20 protein-coding genes are annotated in these 21,667 nt (G+C 62.6%); 13 read left to right on the forward strand and 7 right to left on the reverse strand.

Annotated features, from left to right (window positions below; all coding sequences use genetic code 11):
• Positions 1-76 precede the first annotated feature (76 nt).
• From KTR9_RS25090 to KTR9_RS25115, 6 genes are all read left to right on the forward strand, one after another.
• The gene (locus KTR9_RS25090; protein WP_011161105.1) at positions 77-790 is read left to right on the forward strand and encodes a ParA family protein; all 714 of its coding nucleotides are present in this window, start codon (positions 77-79) and stop codon (positions 788-790) included.
• Positions 787-1,266 (forward strand): hypothetical protein, encoded by a 480-nt coding sequence (locus tag KTR9_RS25095; RefSeq protein ID WP_014928771.1) that lies wholly within the window; start codon positions 787-789, stop codon positions 1,264-1,266. Before KTR9_RS25090 ends, KTR9_RS25095 begins: the two co-directional genes overlap by 4 nt.
• A gap of 133 nt (positions 1,267-1,399) precedes the next feature.
• The gene (locus tag KTR9_RS25100) at positions 1,400-2,272 is read left to right on the forward strand and encodes a DUF2637 domain-containing protein (RefSeq protein WP_014928772.1); all 873 of its coding nucleotides are present in this window, start codon (positions 1,400-1,402) and stop codon (positions 2,270-2,272) included.
• A gap of 221 nt (positions 2,273-2,493) precedes the next feature.
• Positions 2,494-2,820 carry a hypothetical protein gene (locus tag KTR9_RS25105; protein WP_014928773.1) on the forward strand — a complete coding sequence of 109 codons (327 nt, stop codon included), beginning with the start codon at positions 2,494-2,496 and terminating at the stop codon, positions 2,818-2,820.
• Complete coding sequence (locus KTR9_RS25110; protein ID WP_014928774.1) at positions 2,817-3,011, forward strand: hypothetical protein; 195 nt, start codon at positions 2,817-2,819, stop codon at positions 3,009-3,011. The genes KTR9_RS25105 and KTR9_RS25110 overlap by 4 nt, the downstream gene beginning before the upstream one ends.
• A 63-nt stretch (positions 3,012-3,074) precedes the next feature.
• Positions 3,075-3,599 carry a hypothetical protein gene (locus tag KTR9_RS25115; protein ID WP_044508583.1) on the forward strand — a complete coding sequence of 175 codons (525 nt, stop codon included), beginning with the start codon at positions 3,075-3,077 and terminating at the stop codon, positions 3,597-3,599.
• A 124-nt stretch (positions 3,600-3,723) separates the two neighbouring features.
• On the opposite strand, the gene KTR9_RS25120 is transcribed toward KTR9_RS25115, so the two are convergent.
• Positions 3,724-4,224, reverse strand: a complete 501-nt coding sequence (locus KTR9_RS25120) for a hypothetical protein (RefSeq protein WP_070415664.1) — start codon at positions 4,222-4,224, stop codon at positions 3,724-3,726.
• A gap of 379 nt (positions 4,225-4,603) precedes the next feature.
• Between KTR9_RS25120 and KTR9_RS25125 the strand changes: the two genes are divergently transcribed.
• Both KTR9_RS25125 and KTR9_RS25130 read left to right on the forward strand, forming a co-directional pair.
• Positions 4,604-4,831, forward strand: a complete 228-nt coding sequence (locus KTR9_RS25125; protein WP_044508585.1) for a hypothetical protein — start codon at positions 4,604-4,606, stop codon at positions 4,829-4,831.
• A 577-nt stretch (positions 4,832-5,408) separates the two neighbouring features.
• The gene (locus KTR9_RS25130) at positions 5,409-8,138 is read left to right on the forward strand and encodes an NACHT domain-containing protein (RefSeq protein ID WP_014928779.1); all 2,730 of its coding nucleotides are present in this window, start codon (positions 5,409-5,411) and stop codon (positions 8,136-8,138) included.
• A gap of 36 nt (positions 8,139-8,174) precedes the next feature.
• On the opposite strand, the gene KTR9_RS27780 is transcribed toward KTR9_RS25130, so the two are convergent.
• Positions 8,175-8,735: a hypothetical protein gene (locus tag KTR9_RS27780; protein WP_193363306.1), complete on the reverse strand. Its 561-nt coding sequence runs from the start codon at positions 8,733-8,735 to the stop codon at positions 8,175-8,177.
• A 585-nt stretch (positions 8,736-9,320) separates the two neighbouring features.
• Positions 9,321-9,842 carry a hypothetical protein gene (locus KTR9_RS25140; RefSeq protein WP_014928781.1) on the reverse strand — a complete coding sequence of 174 codons (522 nt, stop codon included), beginning with the start codon at positions 9,840-9,842 and terminating at the stop codon, positions 9,321-9,323.
• Between the two features lie 879 nt (positions 9,843-10,721).
• Between KTR9_RS25140 and KTR9_RS25150 the strand changes: the two genes are divergently transcribed.
• Together KTR9_RS25150 and KTR9_RS25155 are read left to right on the forward strand one after the other, a co-directional pair.
• Complete coding sequence (locus tag KTR9_RS25150) at positions 10,722-11,828, forward strand: hypothetical protein (protein ID WP_049942633.1); 1,107 nt, start codon at positions 10,722-10,724, stop codon at positions 11,826-11,828.
• Between the two features lie 153 nt (positions 11,829-11,981).
• Complete coding sequence (locus tag KTR9_RS25155) at positions 11,982-16,295, forward strand: Ig-like domain-containing protein (RefSeq protein WP_148281328.1); 4,314 nt, start codon at positions 11,982-11,984, stop codon at positions 16,293-16,295.
• A 248-nt stretch (positions 16,296-16,543) separates the two neighbouring features.
• On the opposite strand, the gene KTR9_RS25160 is transcribed toward KTR9_RS25155, so the two are convergent.
• Positions 16,544-17,749 carry a hypothetical protein gene (locus tag KTR9_RS25160; protein ID WP_014928785.1) on the reverse strand — a complete coding sequence of 402 codons (1,206 nt, stop codon included), beginning with the start codon at positions 17,747-17,749 and terminating at the stop codon, positions 16,544-16,546.
• 231 nt (positions 17,750-17,980) lie between these two features.
• Positions 17,981-18,595 (reverse strand): DUF6308 family protein, encoded by a 615-nt coding sequence (locus KTR9_RS25165; RefSeq protein ID WP_148281329.1) that lies wholly within the window; start codon positions 18,593-18,595, stop codon positions 17,981-17,983.
• 66 nt (positions 18,596-18,661) lie between these two features.
• On the opposite strand from KTR9_RS25165, the gene KTR9_RS25170 reads away from it, so the two are divergent.
• From KTR9_RS25170 to KTR9_RS25180, 3 genes are all read left to right on the forward strand, one after another.
• Complete coding sequence (locus tag KTR9_RS25170; protein ID WP_014928787.1) at positions 18,662-19,141, forward strand: hypothetical protein; 480 nt, start codon at positions 18,662-18,664, stop codon at positions 19,139-19,141.
• 163 nt (positions 19,142-19,304) lie between these two features.
• Positions 19,305-20,117: a PASTA domain-containing protein gene (locus KTR9_RS25175; protein ID WP_158409765.1), complete on the forward strand. Its 813-nt coding sequence runs from the start codon at positions 19,305-19,307 to the stop codon at positions 20,115-20,117.
• Between the two features lie 89 nt (positions 20,118-20,206).
• A complete protein-coding gene (locus KTR9_RS25180) occupies positions 20,207-20,878 on the forward strand; it encodes a hypothetical protein (RefSeq protein ID WP_014928789.1) in 672 nt (223 codons plus the stop codon).
• A 41-nt stretch (positions 20,879-20,919) separates the two neighbouring features.
• On the opposite strand, the gene KTR9_RS25185 is transcribed toward KTR9_RS25180, so the two are convergent.
• Both KTR9_RS25185 and KTR9_RS27140 read right to left on the reverse strand, forming a co-directional pair.
• Positions 20,920-21,315: a type II toxin-antitoxin system death-on-curing family toxin gene (locus KTR9_RS25185; protein WP_049942634.1), complete on the reverse strand. Its 396-nt coding sequence runs from the start codon at positions 21,313-21,315 to the stop codon at positions 20,920-20,922.
• The gene (locus KTR9_RS27140; RefSeq protein ID WP_014928791.1) at positions 21,312-21,554 is read right to left on the reverse strand and encodes a hypothetical protein; all 243 of its coding nucleotides are present in this window, start codon (positions 21,552-21,554) and stop codon (positions 21,312-21,314) included. Before KTR9_RS27140 ends, KTR9_RS25185 begins: the two co-directional genes overlap by 4 nt.
• Between the last annotated feature and the right edge of the window lie 113 nt (positions 21,555-21,667).

A 21,667-nucleotide genomic window follows, 5' to 3' on the forward strand; every position in this document is an offset into this window, starting at 1 on the left:
GAACGTTCCAGCGTTCAAGTGCCGGAGTACGTTCCAGCATTGTGCAGTCACAACGTTCCAACGATGGAGGATCGCAATGGCAAAGATCGTCGTGCACCACTCCCGAAAAGGCGGGGTGGGGAAGAGTACGGGAGCCTATGAGCTCGCTCACCTCCTCGATGCGGTCCTGGTCGACTTCGAGCATGACGGTGGGGGAGTGACCGGCAAGTGGGGGTATCGGCCGTTGGACCGGCTCCGCATCCCCATTCTCGATGCACTCCAAAGCGGCCGCACCCCGCGTCCGTTGAAAGGGCACGGCAAACCACGTCTCGTTCCCGGCCACCCCGACCTCTACGACCAGATGCCACAGCACGACGTCGTGGCCGACGCTCTTGAACGATGGGCGGGGGAGTGGGACACAGAATGGGTCATCGTCGACACCCACCCCGGGATCTCCCCAGCTGCGGCTGGTGCCCTCAGCGTCGCTCACGCCGTCATCGTGCCAACCCCACTCCGAAACCTGGATCTGACGGCCACGGAGGAACTGATCAACGACATGCCGGACTATCCGCTCATCATCTCGCCCACGATGATCCCGCCTGTTCCGCCTGAGGCGGAACTCAGAAGGCTCGCGAGGGCGGTCGAAGGCACCCCGGTCCAGGTTGGCCCGCCGATTCCTCGAGCAGTTGCGGTGGAACGACGGACAAAGAGGATCGCCATCACCTCAGAGAACCCGCCGGCAAAGGCGCTGCAGCCTGTCGCCGAGGCATACGAAAAGACCGCAAAGTTCGTCCAGGAGTACGTCCGATGAGTGGACTCGATGACATGGCCCAGGCTCGACAGAAGCGTGCGCGGGCACGTTCAATGCCACCACCGCGGCACCAAGCCCCCGCTGTCTCTGCCGCACCGGCCACGGCCCCGGAACCGGCACCGGCACCCGAGCAGCCTGACACCACAGCCAACGCCCCAGCGGCCGTGCAGGTCACTTCACCTACCAAGAAGAAGCAGCCTGCGGCACCCGCACCACCCCCGCCGCGTGCGGCGAGCACGACGGGACGCACTGTCGGCCCGAGCACGATCTACTTCGACGAGCCGACCGACGACTGGCTGGAAGAGGTGAGCATCGCCGGCCGCCGCACCAAGCCCCGAATCGACTCACGCAGCGCTATCGCACGATATGCCGTCCGCAAGCTCATGAACGAGATGACGCCAGAGCAGGTCATCGAGGCAATCCGCGCCGAGAGTGCCGCAACCGCACACACGAAGCCAGGCCGGCCCCGCCACTAACGTTGTAACTGCACAACTACACAACGTTTGATCTTTGTCAGGCCTGCCGCCTGACGGGGGGAGTTAAAGAGGTCCTGGTGGTGATTGGAGCACCACCAGGACCGACGACCAACAGAAATGGAGCTGTTGATCTATGTCCGACCCTACCCACGCCCGCAACACCGCCGAAGGCGCGTTAACCACCGCCAGTGTGGCCACCGCAGTCATCCTGAGCCTCATCGTTGTCGCGGCCTCATTCACTTTGAGCTTCACGGCACTGAGCGATCTCGCCCGCATGTCCGGGGCCATCCCGGACCGGTTGACCTGGCTCCTGCCCGTCGTGATCGATGTCTTCATTCTCCAAGCCACCTGGTGTGTCTACGTCGCGACCAAACGCCGCGACGACGCCGGCAAGCGGTACCACTTCGCGATGCTTGCGATTTCGAGCACTGTCAGTGTTGCCGGCAACGCTGGTCACGCATTCCTTGCTAGCGACCAGGGTGTTATGCACGGCCTGATGGCCGTGGCGATCGCGATCGTTGCGCCCCTGGCGCTGCTGGCGAGCATCCACGGGCTCGTCATGCACGTCTGGGCCGGCGGGGGAGCAACAGCACACGACCCGATGTCGGACGTCGAGCACGACACCGTGGACAGTGCACCCCATGCACGCTCGCAGGTCAGCGCACCGACAGAACCGCACGCGCAGCCCGACAGTGCACAAGACGACGCAGACACCTCGCCCCTCAACCTGGCAGACCTCGACGCACAGATCACTGACGCCGACCTCGACCTGGCCCGACTGGTGTGCAGTCGAGGCCGACTGCGCAACGACGACCGTGTGGTCGCGCGCGTGCTCGTCGCCGAGCGACTCCGAGTCCATCGCGAGCAGACCGCCGATCTCACCGGCGTGCACAGAACCACGATCGGCCGGTGGCGCGACCTCGCGGCCGAATGCACCCTCGACATGCCGGCGCACGGCGAGCGTGTGCACACGGCGGATCAGCCTGTGCTCGTCGACGCCCACTGACGCACGCCAGCCCGCGGTCCAGCGCGCACGCCGGGAGAGAGGCGGAGTGCGCGCGCCGCGTCAACGCACAGTCGTGCCGTAGCTGCCTCCGGACCCGTGAGTACAGGAGCGGCGGGGGTGCGTGCGGTCCCGGACTTCCCGTTCCAGGCGCACCCCCGCCTACTCGGATAGGCTACACGCTGAATCGAACACTAGTTCGAGGTGCGCGCTAGACTTTGTGCATGTTCGACCACTGGCCCGACACCCGAACACTGCGTGTGTTCGACCCACCCAGGCCCGTGCTGATCGACATGGCGATCGCGGACCCGTCGTGCGGACGTTCCTATGCGGCCGGTGGGGGAGTGTCACTGCGAGTTCGCGCGTCCGGCGCCCGGATCGGGCCGACCATGCCGGCGTTCCTCTTGGCTTGGCTCCAGACTTCAAACGGCCTGTGGCGCGGGGTATGTCAGATGCCGGTGAAGAGCGCCAATCAGGTTTCCAAGGCGACGATCACCATGTGGGTGCCGCCCGAAGCGCTGCAACCGAGAGAGGACGACGAGCCGCAATGACCGAGAACAACGATGGGGTCGGCCCCACCAACCGCGTCGCGCCCAAACGCGGCCGCGTCGAGCTGGCCGACCTGACACTCATCGTGCGACCGCCGGGCCGGCCCAGCGACATCCGCACCTTCACCGCCGACGAGTCCAACGACGCCCACACGTATGCCGCCGAAACCGGGGCGAGCGTTGAGCAGCTATAACTGTGCGCCCCTCACGCGCCGGGGAGCGCGGCACCGCTCTGCGGTGTTGGTAGCGTCCCTCGGATGCAAGGGTTCGTCGACGAGAGCAAGGTTCGGGGCCTCGTCGTGGCATGCACCGTCGCCGACCCCCGAGCGCTCAACGACAGCCGCAAAGCTCTGCACGCGCTGCGGGCAAATGGGCAGCGGCGCATCCACTTCACCAAAGAGTCCGACCCCCGACGCCGCAAAATCTGCTCCACGATCTGCGAACTCGAGCTCACCGTCGCGGTCTACGACACCACCAGCATCCGCGACGCGCGACGAAGCCGACAAGCAGCACTCGACGCCGTAGTGCTCGACCTTTCCAGACTCGCGGCTACCCGACTCACCATCGAACAAGACGACAGCCTCATCGCCGCCGACCGCGCTTACCTCTACAGCGCGGTCCGTCGGCACGGCATCCCTGACCTGGCCTACCATCACTGCCGGCCCCAAGAAGAACCCCTGCTGTGGGTATCCGACGCCGTTGTGTGGTGTTACGCCAAAGGAGGGGAGTGGCGCCGCCGCGTGGAGCCAATCATCGGCTCGATAACGACGGTCCGAGCCTGAACCGGCCCCAGACAGCGCGAAACCCGGCTCACCAACCGTCCGGATGGCTGCCGGGTCACTTCCCACAGCTACTGCCTGGGCATCTGCAAGTGTAGCCGCACCGGGCGGCTACACGCCAGACCCACTAGCCGGAGGCGCGCATGGCATCGCGGCGCAGCGTTGCGGCCAGGTCGGTGTTGTCGGTGTGCTCGGCTGCGGTGGTCAGGATCCGAGCGATACGGGTCAACAGGGCCGGTGGGGCCGGCACCGACCCGCTACCTGATGAGGTGTCGGCCTGGATGAGCCCAGTCACCGAGAGCAGAGTCAGGACCTCGTGAGTGCGTCCCACGCGCTCGTTGGCCGGCAGGGCAGTGGTGGGGTCGGTGTAGAGCAGAGCGACCTCAGCCAGCCCCGCGATCAGCCGCCCGAGGGTGCCGACGGTCAGCGCGGTGGTTCTGGGTTCGGTGACCAGGTCGGCCCCGGGTGCCTCATCGGCCAGGGTTTCGACCATGCTGTCGACCACACCGGCGAGCGCCTCGTCGGTCAAGTAGGTCTGCGCCTGCCGGACACCGACGCGCATGCGTTCGGCGACGGCCTGCACGCGTTCGGTGAGAAGCTGTTGCGCTGCTTGGTCGGTCATGGTCATGCCGCGGTCGTTGACCATCTCGATCAGACGCTCAGTGCGTTCTTCCAACCATGCGCGGCCAGGACGAGTTGACGGGCTCACGCTCTCACTGTCTCAAGGACAGTCCCGAGGTGTACAGAACCTCGCTCGAACACCTGGGGGAGCAGCCTGTCGGTGGCGTATGACAGCGTCGGTGCGCAGCAGTAGTGATATCCCGATCGACGCAAGGGGATGAGCCCTGTAGGTGGGTGCGAGCTTTTGGCAGCGGCAACGGACACCGCAATGGGGATTCCTGGAAAATTACCCGTTCACTGTCCTGATCGACGCTCGCCTGGGATGGCGGGTCACCGGGGTGGACTCCCCGCGGATACGACCCCACCAAGCTGAACCAATCCGAGTCGTGCACCTGCAGGACAACTTCGAACGGTTCCTGACCTTCGACGTCACCGCGGATTCCAACAGGATGCGCGATCATGCCACCTTCACCAGGGCAATCGACGACGAGGTCCTGATCGCCACGACAACCCGCGCCGCGGCCGCCCTCGGCACCAGCGACCCCGACGCCGTATTCAGCTCATTGCTCACACTGCCCAGCGTCTACCGGGCCGAGGACTACCCGAGCAGGTAACCACTTCCACCCCCAAACGTCTCCGCTGCGCTGCGCTGCCGCCCTCCCGCACTGCGGTCGGTTGCCACATAGCCTACCGTGGGTGCGTTTCGAGGCGGGTTACTGCGAACCAGACGAATCCTGCCTCACGCGGCGGGTTCACGTGGATGACCGGACTCTGGCGGGTCTGCCTGCCGTCGGCGGCTTGGGCGTGCTGGAACGTGAAAATACGGGGTACCGGGCACCAGGTGCCGATACCCTGTATTTCGCCGTGGCCCGTATCTCGCCGACGTCGATAGGTCGAGATGCTCACGCTGTCAGACCACTCGGGCGGGTCGACATCTCCGAACTGTTCCAGCGGGCACAATCGCACTCAGCAACCCCCCGACAATCTCGGCCTTTGGCCGGAGAATATCTGCGAACTCTAGTCAGATGTGCGACACGAACCGCCTCGCCCAAGCCGTCGCCGGTAGCTGCCGGCCGCGTTCGCTCCGACGAACTGATCTGAGATTGAGGTGCGTGCGCGGCGGTGTCGGTACCACCACTACCGCGGTACGCCTTATGCCCCGCTGCCGGGCCGGGCAGTAGCGTTGCCTCCATGAACTACGACCTCACTCGCTTGGGTAGCGGCCGCTTTGAACACCTAGTTCAGGCGTTGGCGCTCGCCAACCTAGGGCCTGGGGTACAGATTTTCGGAGCCGGCCCCGATGGGGGCCGCGAAGCGACCTTCAACGGCAAGGTCCAGATGGAGGGCAAGGCGGAGTGGAATGGTTACGGCGTCATCCAAGCCAAATACAAGGAGCGGCTGGAAACCACACACGCAGACCAGAAATGGTTCTTTCAACAGGTCACCACCGAACTTCAATCCTGGGTAAGTCGTAAGAAGAAGCGGCATCGGAACCAGCCAGACTATCTAGTTATCGCAACCAACATTCCGCTCACGTCGGTGGAGGAGAACGGCGGATTAGATCGGCTTAAGCAACTCATCGAGCACTATCGGGACCTGACCGAGCAACTCCCGCCTCCGGACAGGGGAGTTCGCAAGATCGGAATGCCACGCTTCAAAGACTACGCCATCTGGCACGCAGACTATCTTGATCGGACGTTAGAGAAAAACACCGAGATTTCCCGCCGATACGCCGATCTGGTGCTACCGGGTGATGTGCTTTCTCGGCTATACGACCATGTCGTGCAAACCGATGAGCGGGTCGCCCGAGCTTGGATCGGACACGTTGCCCGAGCGCTCAAGACGGACACCCCAATCGAGCTTGGGGAGTCAGGTGACAAGGTCAACACTCCGCTGTCCCTTGCCGCAGTCGCAGTCGACCTCCCAACTATCCCATCTCGTTCACGCAACACGTCGACGAGGGCACTGAAGTTTCTCGTCGACCGGGCCGACCAGGTTCTCGCCCCGAACCTTCGCCCACCCGAACACGACCGGCTGGTCGTTCTGGGAGGCCCAGGCTCAGGCAAGTCGACGCTGTCGCGACTGCTGTGCCAGATCTACCGAGTAGCGCTGATTCAAAAAGAAGCAGCTGGCAGGGTCCCACAGCCTACCGTCGAAATGGCGATAAAGATCCGCAAGGCCCTCGATGAAGAGGGTTTGCCAACTCCGACGCTGCACCGGCTTCCCGTACGAATCGTTCTAAGCACGTTCGCCGACGCCGTCAGTACCAACTCGAAAATGACGCTGCTGCAACACATTGTTGACCAGATCAACCTGCGCGCCTCTAACCCAATCAGTGTTTCTGGAATCGAATCGCTGATGGGCGTATGGCCATTTCTGGTCGTACTCGATGGCTTGGACGAAGTAGCATCTGCGGATAACCGGGCAGAGGTTTCGGGTCGGATTTTTGATTTTCTCACCGAGATGGCCGCTTTGCAGGCAGACGTGTTAACGGTCTGCACGTCACGTCCCATCGGGTTCGAACGCGACGACGAGATCGGTTACGAGGAGTTACATCTGGCACCATTGACGGCAGATGACGCCCTGCATTATGCCTCCCGGCTTGTGAAAACAAGGTTCCCAGAGGATCCAGATCGCCAAGACACGACGCTAGGTCGGCTCCGTGAGGCATCACGCGTGGTCGACACCGCAAGACTGATGACCTCGCCGCTTCAGGTCACAATACTGAGCCTCCTGCTCGAACAACGCCGCAGGGCTCCGGCAAGTCGGTATGCACTTTTCAAAGCCTATTACGAGGTCATTTACGCTCGAGAATGTGGCAAGCCAAAAGGCATCGGAAATTTGCTAGAGACGTATCGCCCTCAACTCGAGCAGCTTCACCAGCAATGCGGCCTCGCCATCCACGCTCGTGCGGAACACGCAGGAGAAGCGGACTCTATCTTGCCGGTGACACAACTCGAAGCAACCGCCCGCCAGATCCTGGAGGCCGAAGAACACCCAGATCAGGACGACCTCATCGCCAAGATTCTTCACCTCGCTCAACACCGTCTGGTTTTACTCGTTCCGCGACAGGACGGAGTGGCCTTCGAGGTTCGAAGCCTTGCAGAGTTCTTCGCGGCGCGCTCTCTCATGAGCCGCGAGGATGCCACCAACAGGCTCGCGCAACTCGTGCCGTCCGCGCATTGGCGTCACACCTGGCTACTTGCCGCGGGCCATGTCTTCTCAGAACGGCTTGAGCTGCGCGATCAAATCATCGGCACACTCGACGATGTCGATCACAGCAGTGCAGTGAACCGCCTCGTCCTACCGGGCGCACTTCTCGCTCTGGACGCTCTCGATGACGGATTCGCTGCGCAAACACCCCGGTACGAGAAGAAGCTGATTATCACAGCCCTTAAGCTCGCGGAGGGGCCAACTGGCAGCCATATTACTAGGCTCGCGGATGTCTTGATCTCGTGCATGACATCGTCCGACGATCTACGCCAGACAGTCTGGCGGGAGATCGATGCGTCCATAGCCGACAAGAAGTCGGGATCACTGCGCGCACTGTTGAACGGTATAGCAGCGGCCGATTTAGGTCCGGACGGAGCACGCGCGACGCGGCTGCTCGAGGAGTACGTCACGCAAGCCGGAAGCACGCCGAGCGCTGGTAGTCCTGACGAGGAGCGCGCAGCGTCAGCCTCGCTGCTGGCTGCGTTGATCGACGCGGGATATGTGGAATCTGATGCCCCCAGCCAGCAACAGATAGATGATCTATCTCGAAAGAGTTTCGACGGCAGCGAGTCCGAACGGTGGCTTCTTGACGCTCGGGAGGCCATAGTCGCAGGTTGCCGAGACAACCCTCATCAGAGGACGCGCATCCGCCGACTGCTGGCGGATGCGCTTCAACACGACTTCGTGGGGGAAAGTTTCTCGCTGTAACCCGAGATCGCACGGGAACTACAGGTGACCGGATGGTCACCCACGGCCTTTCCAACGCTCATTCGCTGATTGTCGGGTCATGCCGGCCGCCGCCCCGATATCGGCCCACGAGCGACCCAGTCGGCGGGCCTTTGCCACTGCGGCGTCGAGTTGCGCGTCGGCGTTCTTGCGGGCATCTGCGGCGGTCCGGATCTCGTAGTCGACGTCGATAGGGTCGAGATGCTCACGCCGCCACACCGCTTGGGCGGCCTCTGCGACCTCACGCCGCACGTTGACGTCGAGGTCGGTGTCGGGGGCGAACACGCGATGGCTGGTGAGGTCCTCCAGCGACACTGAGGGGACCCGCGCCCACTGGACAGGATCGGTCCAGCTCGACACAGCGGAACTCGATCGGCGGGCGCAATCGCAGGTCAACAGCCAGCCGACGATCTCGGCCGACGGCCGTCGACGATCCTCGTCCCGGTACCGGCCGGTCTCGACAGTCTCGTAGTCCACGCCTTCGACCATGGTCGACCCGTGGCTCACGGCCCCGTCCTCGAACACGGCCACCAACGCCGCCTCGTGTAAGTGCGTGTCGCTCTCGTGCATCCAGCCCATGCAGATAGGGTAGACCCACATCGTCAGGATAACCAGACACTGTTTTGATGCCCGTCAGGATTACCTGACATAAGGTACATTATCGGCATTTCAAAGGGGCTGCGGCAGAGTAGGATTCGAGCACCGATGACATAGGTGTTCGTCACGTGACGGAATGTGACGCGCGGCAGTCCTGTGGATGAAATGGCGACTCGGGCGGAGGTCGTACTAGCTGCGGCTGAACGTCGCAGCGCCTGTCGCGCGAGCGGGCGAGCCACGGCTACCAAAGAAGCGCAACGATATATATCCTCGGCGCTCACCCGCGCCAGGCGGTCCAGTTCGTTGCTTTCCTCGTCGTTGGGGTTGATATAGAAGCCAACGTCATCGTCACCGGAGTCTTGCAAGTCGCAGTGGCGATGCATCTCCTAGGCGCTGCTGGTGTACCACTCGACCGAGCGGTTTGAGCTCCGGTCACAGTGCTCCTTGGTTGCTCGCGTCTTCGTAGCTCACCGGAGAACTCCGAGTCCGTGCACTGACAGCGTCTGGGACCCCACCTCTAGACGCGGGAGACCTCGTGGCGAGGTTGACGTACCGGCTGTTCGGGCTCTAATTCGTCGGCACTGGGCAGGTCGCCACGGCAACACCGCGTTGAGCCTTGGTCGACTTGTAGGGCTCCTGCGCAGCGTCGTAAGCTGCTGCGTTTCCGGCGACTCCGGCCGACTTGTCGTTGATCTTTATACGGCACGTAGCGATGGCGGCACGTCCATTGGCAGTGATCGTGATCGCCGGTGACTGGCCCTCGCCCAATGGATACTGGGCTGACGTCCAACCGATAAAGCCGTGTTGGGAGTCGATCATGGCCCCTGACTCTGTGGTCAGCTTGACGCGAGTGTCGTCGGTGGACGTCGGAGGCAGGTTCTCGGACACTGTTCCGCTATCTGTTGTGAACTCGACGGTCACTGAGTCAGCACCGACCACCTCAGCTTGGTACTCGACCATTTTTGGGTCACCAGGTGGTGCTGACGCTTGGCCGTTGCCGGGTGCTGCGTCGGTGTCTGCTGATCCGCAGCCGGCGAGGAAGATGGCCGCTGCGGCAATGAAACACGTAGCTTTCGTAAATGTCGTCACGCTCGTAGGACTCCCTTATGATTGCGTCGTGCGCACCAACCCGCAGCAGGTGATGTCATCTGTTCGGGGCGGCCCGAACTCCGGTACTCACGTGCCCGTCGTGTAGCTCATCGTCAACGGCGGATATGTCGTTACTGACCGCAAGGGAGGCAACGAATCCTAGCGCAGTCAGTGGTTGTTCTCCGTGTCGCGACGAGTCGTATGAGCTGGATTTGTCAGCTCGCCCAGCGGCCGCGTAGGCGAGCCGCCATAAGCTCCGTGTCTTATCGCGCCTCGGTGGTGGCGAAGACAGGCAGAATGCAGCTGCCGCCGTTGGTCGGGGCTCCGATAGTCACCACAGACAGTTGCCCGGGTTCCTTCCATGGTCCGGATGCGGTGAGCAGGGTGGCTGCGAGAGATGAGGTGAGGCAGGCGGCCTGGACTCGGTGTTCGCCGGCCCCGCCAGTGCAGTAGGACGCGGCGGCGACAATTGCCGATCCGGCCACGCAACCGGTGGGGGCGGCAGACGCTGGCGGCGTGGTGAGTGCTGAGAGGAACAAGCCGACGCCGCACACTGCTCCAACGATGAGTGTGCGCGACAGTGCGATAGGAGCAGTCATGAGCGAGATGGTAGTGAAATCGGACATATAGCACCACAGTTCGGCGATTTCTTTGCCTAGCGTCGCTATGATCCCGCCCATGAGTCCAGCGTCGCAGCTCGCCCAGGTTTCTCGAACGACAAGGAACAGGAGTTCGTGGTGTCGCTGGGTTGGGACCGTGTCGCTGGTTGTAGTCCTCGCCGGGTGTTCGGAGTCGACACCCGATGCCCCGCCGACCGACGCGTCGGCGCGCCCGTCGGGACAGTCGTCTGGGCCGACGACATCGAGTCCGTCGTCAGACGTGACGGCCGCGGCCTCCGTTGCCGTTCCGGACGATCAGGGTGAATACACGATCTCGGCCGGCACGATCTCGCAACACTGCGACGGGGAAGTGGTCTATAACGGCCAAACTCCCCCAGAACCGCGTGTTTTCGACACCAGTACCGGGAGCTTCAAGACAGCGTCACTTCCGGCCGTCCCGGCCGGTGAAGAACTCCAAACGAGCCAATGCGTGGTGACCCGCGACGGCGGCGATCTCCGCGTGGCCTACGTCGTTGCCACCCAAACCCCCGCTTCGGGGCTTGCCCCGCTGAAAAATCACAAGCGGGCCCATCTTCTGACGTTGGACGGCGCGGCCCCAGTAGCCTCCGTCGACCTACCGCTCAGCGCAGAAATACGGGGTAGCAGCTCTTTCGGCGTCCCGCTCCTGGTGCGAGAGGACGCGGAAGGGGTGCGAACAGAGGTGCTGCGTCCATCTGACCTCACCTCGAGCTGGGCCCGTCCTGGCGAACCGGCATGGGTATCGACGCCGACGGCACTCGCGATCTACCAGACCGAGAACCCCGCGATGGTCGACATCGTTGATGCGCGATCGGGAAAGACCATTGCCAGCGCCCCTATCGTCGAGCAGCTGGATTCGCGAAAGCTCCTTGCTTTCACTGACGGGTTCCGCGTCGGCAATCGCATCATCCGAACCTCCGATGGCAAGACTCTGCCCGCGGTCGCTGACACCGACTTCACAGGAACCGAGTACGAACTCTCGCAGGACTTCTTCCTCATGGAAGGTTCAGACCTCCTCCAGGTCTACGACATCAACACTGGCAAACCGGTCCTTGATCGTCGTGGTGAGGATGTGGGGTCCCTCGACTTGCGGGGGGTGAAGCTGTTCGGCGACAGGCTATTTCTGCACTCCACCTCATCGGCGGGCGTCGACACTAGAACAATCATCGGCCTGCCCTCGCAAGCCGAACTCGCGACCACCTGGTCAGCAATTCCCTATGCCGACCTCGAGGGATGGACACTCACCAGCAGCAACTGCTTGTCCGCTGAACTTGTCATCGAGCACTGCGACGACATGAAGCTCGTCAAGGACGTCGACGGTCGGTACCCACCCTTCGCCGAGCAGTAACGCCGCCTGCCGTTTGTCCGATTCAACCGATCGGGTGAATCCGAGTGCCGACCCATTTTCGACGCGACTGATAGACAAACCCCCTGGTAGCGTCCCGCTCGCAACGTGTCACGCAGAACCTGCGGAAAGAGAGAGCCGATGTCGCGGTCGTCGATGAACAAGCTGAAAGCGACCCGGCGAGTGGTGGCCTCGTCTGGAATCGCGGCCGCGCTCCTCGCTGCAGCTCCGATCGGCCTCGCCATCGCCGACCCCTCGACCACGACGGCCCAGGACTCCGAAAGCACCACGCAGGTGGCGTCGTCCGACACAGGCACAGACGACACCGAGCCGAATGCCTCAGCGAGCTCCGACGAGGACTCACCAGCAGACAACACCGACGTATCAACCCCTGAGACAGGCGAACCAGCAACCGGCAGCGCTTCTGAACACGACGCCGGTGACCAAGACTCGTCTCCCGATAGCCTCCCGCCCTCTGGCGTGGACAGTGCGGACGCCAGCCCCCCGACTTCGGGTCCGGCAGCAACCGAGCAACCGGATGGCGCAGCCGATGTCGATGCGCCACCAGCCGAGCAACCCTCGACAGGATGGGGCGAGGAGGCATCCGGAGACGACCCGGCATCCTCAGACGCGTCCGAGCAGCCCAGCAGTGACGCCGGTGATGCGGGTGTACCTCCAGAACAGGGCGCACCTGACGAGCCTGTGGCAGAGACCGCGGCGCCGGATGTTGCGCCGTCAGCCCTTGCGCACTTCAAGCCAGCGCTGCCAGTAGTTTTCGACGCGCCAGATCTCGTAAACAATCCGATCAGGCAACTGTTCTACCGACTCACCGACGGGCCCGGCGGCGAGGGACTTGTCCTTCTCAATCAGGGTGCCGTCGCGTTCGCGGTGCTCAATCGTCGTGCGCGCGGCAACGGAGAAGACTACGTCGGTCTCCTAGGACCGGGCGACAAGATGTTCCTACCCAGAACGACGGTTGCTGAACTCACTCTCGGAAAGCACACCTGGGATCGCGAAGCATCCGAGGTCGACATGACCGACGACACGGTGCGGGCCTTCCTGGCCCGTTCGGTCGTCGCCGTCACTAACGCGCTGGTCACCTTCGGCGACCCGGATGATCGTTTCGTCAATGTCGGGGAACCGATCACGGCCGACCCGATCTACCTGGCACCCCCTGCCGGGGTCTCCTACAGCATCCCCGCCAGCAGCGGCGACGGCGTGGTCACGATCCACAACAACAGCGACCAAGACATCGCCGTGCACGATGTGTACGACCTCGACGACACGTCGTTCGTGGTGATCCATCCGGGTGGGAGCTACACCATCCCCGCGAGTGTTGAACCCGGGACCCTGTTCGGGTCGCACATGTACCGCGTTCAGGGCGTCAAGCAGGACGGCGCCATGGTGGTAATCGGCATGATTCAGACCGAGCCAACCAGTGGCATGGTCACCTCCCTGCCCACCGCCACAGTGGACGGGCAACTCGTTGGATTACCGCTTCACGGAATCGATTCACCCGACTACGGGCTCATCGACCCGTCGGATCTCTTTCACAATCCCGGTGAGACTGCTCCGACGTTCGTGCCCACTGACCCAATTGACGCCGGCATCAGTTACACGGTCGGCAACGGCGACACCGTCACCATCTACAACGATGGTGACCACGCTATCGCTGTCACCCAGACCACCCTCGGCGGGCAAACCATCGGGTTCAAAATCGTGGACCCGGGTGATTCGGTGACGTGGAATGCTGTCCCCGGTGGCGGACAACTCACGGTCACCGGTGGCCGCGGAACCGGCACGAGCGCAGCGATGTACGGGACCATCCTCGACTACCCGAACTACGCCCCAGCATCCAATCCGGCGGGCGACACCGTCTCATCGATCCCGGTGCGGGCTACCGGACCTGTCAATCACGCCCCTGTCGGATCGATCACCATCGGAGTCGTCGATCCCGAGACCGGCTCGGCGATTGTGACCGTCGACTTCACCGATGAGGACGGCGATCCCCTCACCTACACCGCCTCGGCGATCCACGGCACCGTGACCGACAATGGCGACGGCACCTTCACCTACCGTCCTGACCCGGACTACGCGCACGCCGGCGCACACACCGACATCGTCGTCGTCACCGCATCTGACGGGCATGGCGGCACACGCTCGGCCAGCGCCGAAGTACAGGTATCCAAACAGAACGCCGCCCCCACAGGATCTTTCAACGCCTCCACGCCGGGCGACCGCGGAATCATCGTCTACACCCCGAACTTCACCGACACCGACGGCGACCCGCTGTACTACCAGGTGACCGGTAACCCCCAGCACGGCACCGTCGAGGTTGGGATCGACGGAACCGTGGTGTACACCCCCGATCGATGGACCTCCATCAACCGGCCGATCACCGACGACTTCACCGTGACGGTCACCGACAACCACGGCGGCACCACAGTTGTGCCCGTAACCGTCGAGGTGCCGCTGCAAGTTCCGCAGCTATGGTCCTACGACTGGTGGCGCCTCGCCGATCCGACCAACCGGTTCATGACCCCGGATGACAGCCTGATTGGCCAGAGCTACGACGTCCTGGCCAACCCACGCATCTGGGGCGTGTCCTTCGCGCCGGGCGGCACCCACGACACGCTGACCATCACCAACGACGGCGACCAGGCGATCGCGGTGTGGCGCCACAACGGCATTACCCCGACTTCCTCGGTCGGCCCCGACGGCCAGTATGTCCCTGGATACAACTACGTCATGAGTATCGGTGACACGGCAGACGAATTCGTGATCATCGAACCCGGGTCGACGCACACGTTCGATACCAGTGAACAAGCCACCTACGTCGTCTATGGCGAGCGTCTCGACGATGGCCGCACACCGCTACTCGGATTCGTAGTCGCAGAGGAAGGAAAGGCCTACAGCTCGCCCGTGCGCGGGGCGATCGAGTACGTCGACGGCGGCCAAGTCGATCGCTACCTTGACACCATCCCGAAGACCCGGTGGCTGGCCTTCGACCCTGACGACCGCTTCTTCGACATCAGTGATCCCATCGACCCCAGCGACACCCTGTTCGACCCGAACGGGCCGTGGACGGTGTCGTACGAGAATGGCTCGAGCGAAGGCATCACCTACGAACACCGATACGACGCCGACACCGGCGACCGAGTCATCGTCATCCGCAACGGTAGTGACGGCGACATCATGGTCACGCCTACTATCGACACCTACTGGCTCACCGACGCCAACGGCTCCGTCATCGGCACGTCCGGCCCCCCGGAAGAAGCCGAAGACCCCATTATCCTCAACCCCGGCGAGACCTACGAGTTCGTATACAGCGACTACTTCACAAGTCCTGACTACGGCACCCGCGCGACGTACCTGCTGGTGCAAGGTGAGCGCGACGAGCTGGGCAGGCCCGTCCGACTCGGCACGATCGGCCTCAACGCATTCCGGGGATCAGACGGCACACTCACCTACGGCGCGATTCACACCCAGCTAGACGAATACACGGGGCCCCCGGCCAACTCACTGCCGGAGATCGACCTGACCGTGAACTCGCCAGTGGGTGAAGACCACGTGACCTACACAATCGTGGCCTCCGACCCCGACGGGGACACGGTGACGCACAGCGTGTCCCCGACATCCAACGGCGGCCGCGTCGTTGTCAATGCCGACGGCACGGTCACCTACACAGCCTCCCCCAGTCACACAGGCTGGTCCGAGGACAGCTTCACCATCACGTCCGACGACGGCAACGGCGGAATCGTCCGTACAACCGTGCGTGTCGGCGCCGTCACCGAGGTGGTCACCGCCGCCGATGGAACGACCGGACCGAAGCCAGGAGCGCCGGTCCTCGTGTTCTCTGACGTCGACCAGGGATGGGCCTACTACAAGTACACCCGCAACCCCGGCCTCTATGGAGCCGGTGAGCGGCAGCGATGGCAGAACTACTTCACCGAAGCCGGCGCGCACACAGCGTCGGCGAACGTTGTCGAAGCCGTACAACAATCGCGACCAGGCCAAGCGGTCGCAAATCTGGTGCAGTACTTCACCTCACCAGAAAAGATCGAAGAACTCGCGGTGAAACTGGTCGGACAGTACGGCCTCGCCGGGAAGGCCGCCGCCTACTCGTACAAGATCGGGCAGCTGGTCAACGCCGCAGGAGCGGGCGATGCGACCAAGGCCACCTCGATGCTTATTGGACTGTTCTCCGACCTCGCCCGCGACGGAGGCAACGCCCCCGCAAGACTGTTCGGCATCGCGACAACCGTCTACCAATACGTCGGGGAACAAGCAGCCCAAACAGACTTCGAACTGGTCTGGGACTCTATCCGCTACGAGATCGAAAACCCCGGCGACACATTCATATACGCCATCACCCACCCAGCAGAAACCGCAACAGAATTCGGCAATGCGGCCGCAGAGGTCGCCGAAGCCGCACTGAAGGTGTGGGGCGACCTCTGGCTGCGAACATGAGTGCGCGTGCAATATCTGCCACAGTCGCATTCGAGCGTCACTGTCATAGTGTCCCTACGGGACCGACTTTGTTAAATCTGCCGACAGTCCGGATGCGATCTACAAACCGTCAGCGGGTACGACGCACCGGGCCCATGCGCTGCGGACGTCGCTCGTCGAATGCCGAAAGGCATCCTCCGACCGAGATGAGCGCAACAAGGCTTAAAATTCCCGATGGATTAACTGAACTCTCCTGGATTGCCTGTGGGTTACTCACCGTTCTGGTCACCGAGCTTGGCCGCTATCAGCGCCCCTGTGCCTGCGAGTGCTACTACGCCTAGGCCTGCGACCTTTGGTCCGGCCTCGGCGGCGGCGTTTCGCAACTGCTTCGGGTCGCGGACCGCATCTCTCCACCGGGTGTTAGTCAACGACTCGCGATGAATCGCGCCTGCAAACGGCACATGAAACTCTTCGATCGAGCGGCCGACTGCGTTGATCGAGTTGACTACCGTGCGTGCCGCACGGGCATGCAGCAGAACGTTCGCTTGAGCAACACCACCGGCCTCATCGAGGCGGGTCAGAAGGTGTGTTGTCCTTGCGACGAGCTTGCTTCGTCTCTCCTGCAACGCCGCAACGACGCCGAGACGATGACCGTCCAGGGACGACGGTGCGGTGTGGAGTACATAGTCGAGTTCGAGATCCGCGAACTCGTTCTGAAGTTGAAAGCAACGTGTTAGCACGGCCATCCAGACTCCGACCTCTGCCTCAATCTTCTGAGTAGCTGTCGCCAGGGCCTTGACACCCGCCGTTTCGCTAGCCTTGTCAGCGAGTGCTTCGATGGCGCGGAGCGCATCTGCTTGGACCGTAGCGATCGTACTCGACTCGGATTTAACTTTGTCCCAAGCAATTTGGCGGTCGCCGCCATTCTCTCTGATTGCCATCGCTTCGTCGATCACGAAGCTGGCCCCGTCCATCTTGGCGAGGACCTCATCCCTCTGCCGGCGACGCACATCATCGAGCTTGCCATCGATCGCGACAAGGAGGTGCGTTAACTCCCTGGTCTCGTGTTGCCGGGCGAGCTGAGCCATGGTTCCGGCAACACTGGAAAGGAGAACCGGGTTCATGAGAAGGGACGCCGGTCCGTCTTCGATCTGAATCCATTTGCTGATCGAGCCGGGAGCGCCGAGCATAGCGTGACTTATGCCCTTGGTCTTCGTCGGCATGAGGCCGATTTTCTTGACGTGTTCGGCTGACTCCTTTGTGAGTTTTACGTACCGGCCTGCGTTTTCGGAAATATTAGCTGCCGCTTCCGCCGCCTTCGACCCGGTATCGAGCGCGGACCTTAGCTTGTCGAGCCGAAGCTCCCGAGAGACTGACAAGAGCCCGAACGAGTTAAGGAAATGTTCAACAGCTGATGGGGAGCCGATGACAGCCAGCCCTTCACCGTCATGGACTACCTCGACCTCATCAGCCATCAACTGCCTCCTCCATCATCTCGTTTGAAGAGTATGCACAGTGACTGACAGCACCGGGAGTGTGTAAGTATGCGCGATCGGCCCCGCCACATGCGACGGCGATGGCACGGGACGCCCTGGCTCGACCAGCAACCTAACGATTGGCTTAGATGCAGGTAGTTAGGTCGGCTTCGGGCCGACCTTCGGGCCATACCAGGTCGTCGGGGTCCTGCCTGCGTTCAAACCCCGGCATCATCCGTCCCCCTGCATCCACGCAATGACGTCGAGGACGCGGAGCTCGCTGACCGTGGGTGGGAGTTCGGCGTGCTCGCGTGCGGCGACGATGCGGCGTCGTAGATCTGGGTCGGTGCGTAACGCGGTGTGAATCGGAACCAGGTGTGCTGTTCGGGTGTTGAGAACCTTCGCGACGACTGTGTCGTAGACCGGGTAGAGCCTCGGCCGCTTGCGCGCAATCAGCTTGGTTGCGATGGTCACGCCGATGCCCCGGACGCCGAGAAGTTCGGTCTCAAGGCGCCACGCCGGCCACGTGCGGTCGATCGGTCCTGGCTCGTCCGCCAGATCTCGGTCCGGACCGACTGCAGCGAGTAGCTGGCTGAAGTCGTCGCGGCGGTCACGCAGCAGCGTGCGGGCAGCAACAGCGCCGGCGTCGACGGATAGGAGGCCTATAGCGACGAAATCGTCGGCGGTGAAAACGTTCACGTCGGCGGTTCGTGTGCCGGTGGAGTCCCAGTCGTCGAACGAGGCGCCGGTATAGGTGGCTCCGGGGTACGGGTCGCCGAAGTAGGCGCGCAGAATTCCGACGGCTGCGGCGGGGTCGTCGATGGTCAGTGCGTGCGGGATTGTCATCGGCATAGCGCTGGCCTTCCGGAATCGGTGAATCAGATGTCGTAGTGGCCTGACACGATCCTCATCGTGATTCCCCGAGATCAATCCGTTCGCTGGATCAACCCTGCCGCCATCGCCCGGAGATATTGGAACACAACAGAGGCCGACATCCAGGCGGCAATCGCCGGACGGATCATCGGTGTTGAGAAGGACGGCATGGTTCAAATCACTGGACATGTCTGGGAACGGCCCGAGGATCGACCACCGCTACACCCTGCGCTTCAAGCCCAGCGAGATCAACACGATGCTCGCGATCATCGCGTCGTTCGCACTCTCCCACAGGCAGCCAAACTCACCGGCCTGCCCGAAAGCACCTTCATCGCGGCATGGCTGACCGGAGCACTCCGCGATGACAATGGAACCGTCGACTTGCTGTTTAACACCGACCGCGAACCACTATGGCGCGTGAGCGACATCGACCTCGTGACGGCGATGGCGCAGGACGGCCGACTCGACCAGCATCTCGAAGACTGGCTAGACGCAGGCGGTCAGATCGGCTTCGGCTGACCGGCCACAACGGCCCACGGCTCGCTTGAACTCCAGGCGAAAGACGGCACTGCTCGCCAGTCCCACGCAGCTCACCGACGGCGCCACCCGAACCATCGGCTCGATGCTTCGCAGTCACGCACTACGGCGTATGGCGTCCCACTACGTTCGATATGCTGCGCCAATGCGAAGCCGCACTGTGCTTGTCATCCTCACCGCCGCACTAGCGTTGGGCCTGACTGCCTGCAGTGCCGAGTCGAAGGAACTCCCAGACGTCACCGGGCACCGTCTCGACGACGCGCACAACATACTCAAGGACGCCGGGTTCGAAACGTTCGACGACAGTGATGCAGTTAGCGACCGCGAGCCACTGCGGGATGCGAACTGGGTGGTCCTAGAGCAGAGCCCCACTGGAGGCGACTCGGTTCCAATCGACACTACGATCAGACTCTCAGTCGCGAAGCCGGATGACTCGGGGGTTCGGGAACGGCTTCCTGAAGGATCGCCCGTCGCCCTCGAGATGGAGCAGCAGGATCGGCAGCGTGCGATCGAGAAAAGAGAGCAAGCTTCGGAGCAACGACGTCAACAGGCGGAGGAGCTGGGTGAGGTGAAGTCGTTCGTCGAGAAGTACGATGCCCTCATTCGCAACAACATGAATGCGATCTCGGACCTGCCCGGGCTTGCGGACTCGATCCGAGCAGCTGGAGTCGTGACATCGAATGCGGGCGTCAAGCTGATCGATATCGAGATGTCGCTGGGAGCGTATTGGGACGTCCTGGAGGCCACCCCTAAGCAGGTTAACGACTGCGCTGATCGTGCTCAGGAGGCGATCAGGTCCTTCCAGCAGGCATCCGACACCCTCCTGACCGCCGAGGGTGCCGCCGCCGAGGGGTCCCTCGCCCGGTTTGCGCAGCTCTATAACCCAGCCGTGACGAAATACAACTCAGGACTCAACTGCCTGTACAAGGAAACAGGCATCTCAGCGCCAACGGTCTGATGTTCTCAATATGCGTTGTCTGACAATGCGGTCGACGGCGGGGGCCTACGCGCAGGAAAGCGGCCCCGAAGTGACGTAGCGTTCTCAGCGTGAAACGTAAGACTGTGGCTGTCTCGATGCTGATTCTGGCAATCAGCGGTGGCGCGGGGTGTTCCACAGATTCTTCAGTCCCCTCCTCCTCCTCGTCGACGGATCTATCGACGTTTCCTGCGACGACCTCCTCGGCATACTCCTCAGCTGCATCGGGGTCGAGCCTCGCAAGCACACCGAGCGTGTCGGACAAGGTGATCACGCTGACCCTAGACACTCAGATCGATGGCGACACTGTTCGAGCGTCGGGAAGCGTCAACCTACCCGACGGCGGCAAACTGTCCGTTGTTCTCAATCGAACGATCTTCGACCCTCAGGAGCCAAACGGCCCTGGCTACTACGGTGTCGACTTCGCAGAAATCGAGGTCCGCAACGGTCGTTACGCTTACGACCTGGTCGACGAGCGCAAGCACAGCGCCACCGCCTTTGTCACGGCCTACAACCAGGGCGAGCCACCGCAGAACCACCAGCGGGTAGGTGAAAACGTCGAGGTCACCGTGTCATTCAGCCCCCAGTCAGAAGGGCAAACGAACGCCGCGATTGAAGCAGCCGGCGGTCCAGGCGGCGCGAACCTCGAGACGAGCCCGCAGCGCCGTCAGATCGGCGGCTGGACTGACCACCCTTACTGGACCCTCACCGCGCAACGCGAGTTCGCCAAACCACTCCCCTAGGTGGAATGCCTGGCGGTACGTATGTCATGGTGTGCCCATAACTAGCCCAGCGGTGCCACGTCGCGCAGCCGGATGGCGATCTGCTCGACAGACAACTCGCCGGCGGCGATTTGTAGCACCAGCTTCTCGGCGTGAACGCCGTCGAGTTCGGATGCTGGGAAGATTGGCGCGGCAGCGTTGACGATCAGGAACGTCCACGCCGCCGCCCACGAGGTGCGCTTGTTACCGTCGACGAGGGTCTGAGTGGTAGCGAACGCGTGCAGCAACGCAGCTCCCTTAGTCCACAGATCCGGGAACGCATCTTTACCGAACGCTGACGACCCCGGGCGCGCGATGTTGGCCTCGAACTGGGGTCTTTCCCCGACGGTTACCTCGAACTTGCACGCTGCACTTCCCACGGCGAGGACTTCCTCGCCGGTCAGGTAGTGGACGGTCACGCCAGACGGCGGTTGAGATCGGCCGACCATTCGGCGACATTCGCGCCGATCAACTCGATATAAGCTCGGCGCTGCTCCGAACTCAGCGATCCAACATCGGGATGGCTGATGGCGCTGGTGGGCTCGTCGCGAGGAGGTGTGCGATCCGGGTTTCGCTTCGTCGTGACGCTGGTTACGAACCGTCCTGTCTTGCCTGAACGCGCTTTGGCGCTCTTGGCCAGTCGGTGTGCCTTGCCCATCGTTCACCTCCCATTACTAGACAGCAGCCAGATCAGGCGCAGTTGTACGTTGGCCCCACAATACTCTCATCACGGCTGTGCCAGCGGCGACGACGTCAGAAGACCACCGCAGA

Origin of the sequence: Gordonia sp. KTR9 (assembly GCF_000143885.2) — a bacterium.
Classification (GTDB): Bacteria; Actinomycetota; Actinomycetes; order Mycobacteriales; family Mycobacteriaceae; genus Gordonia.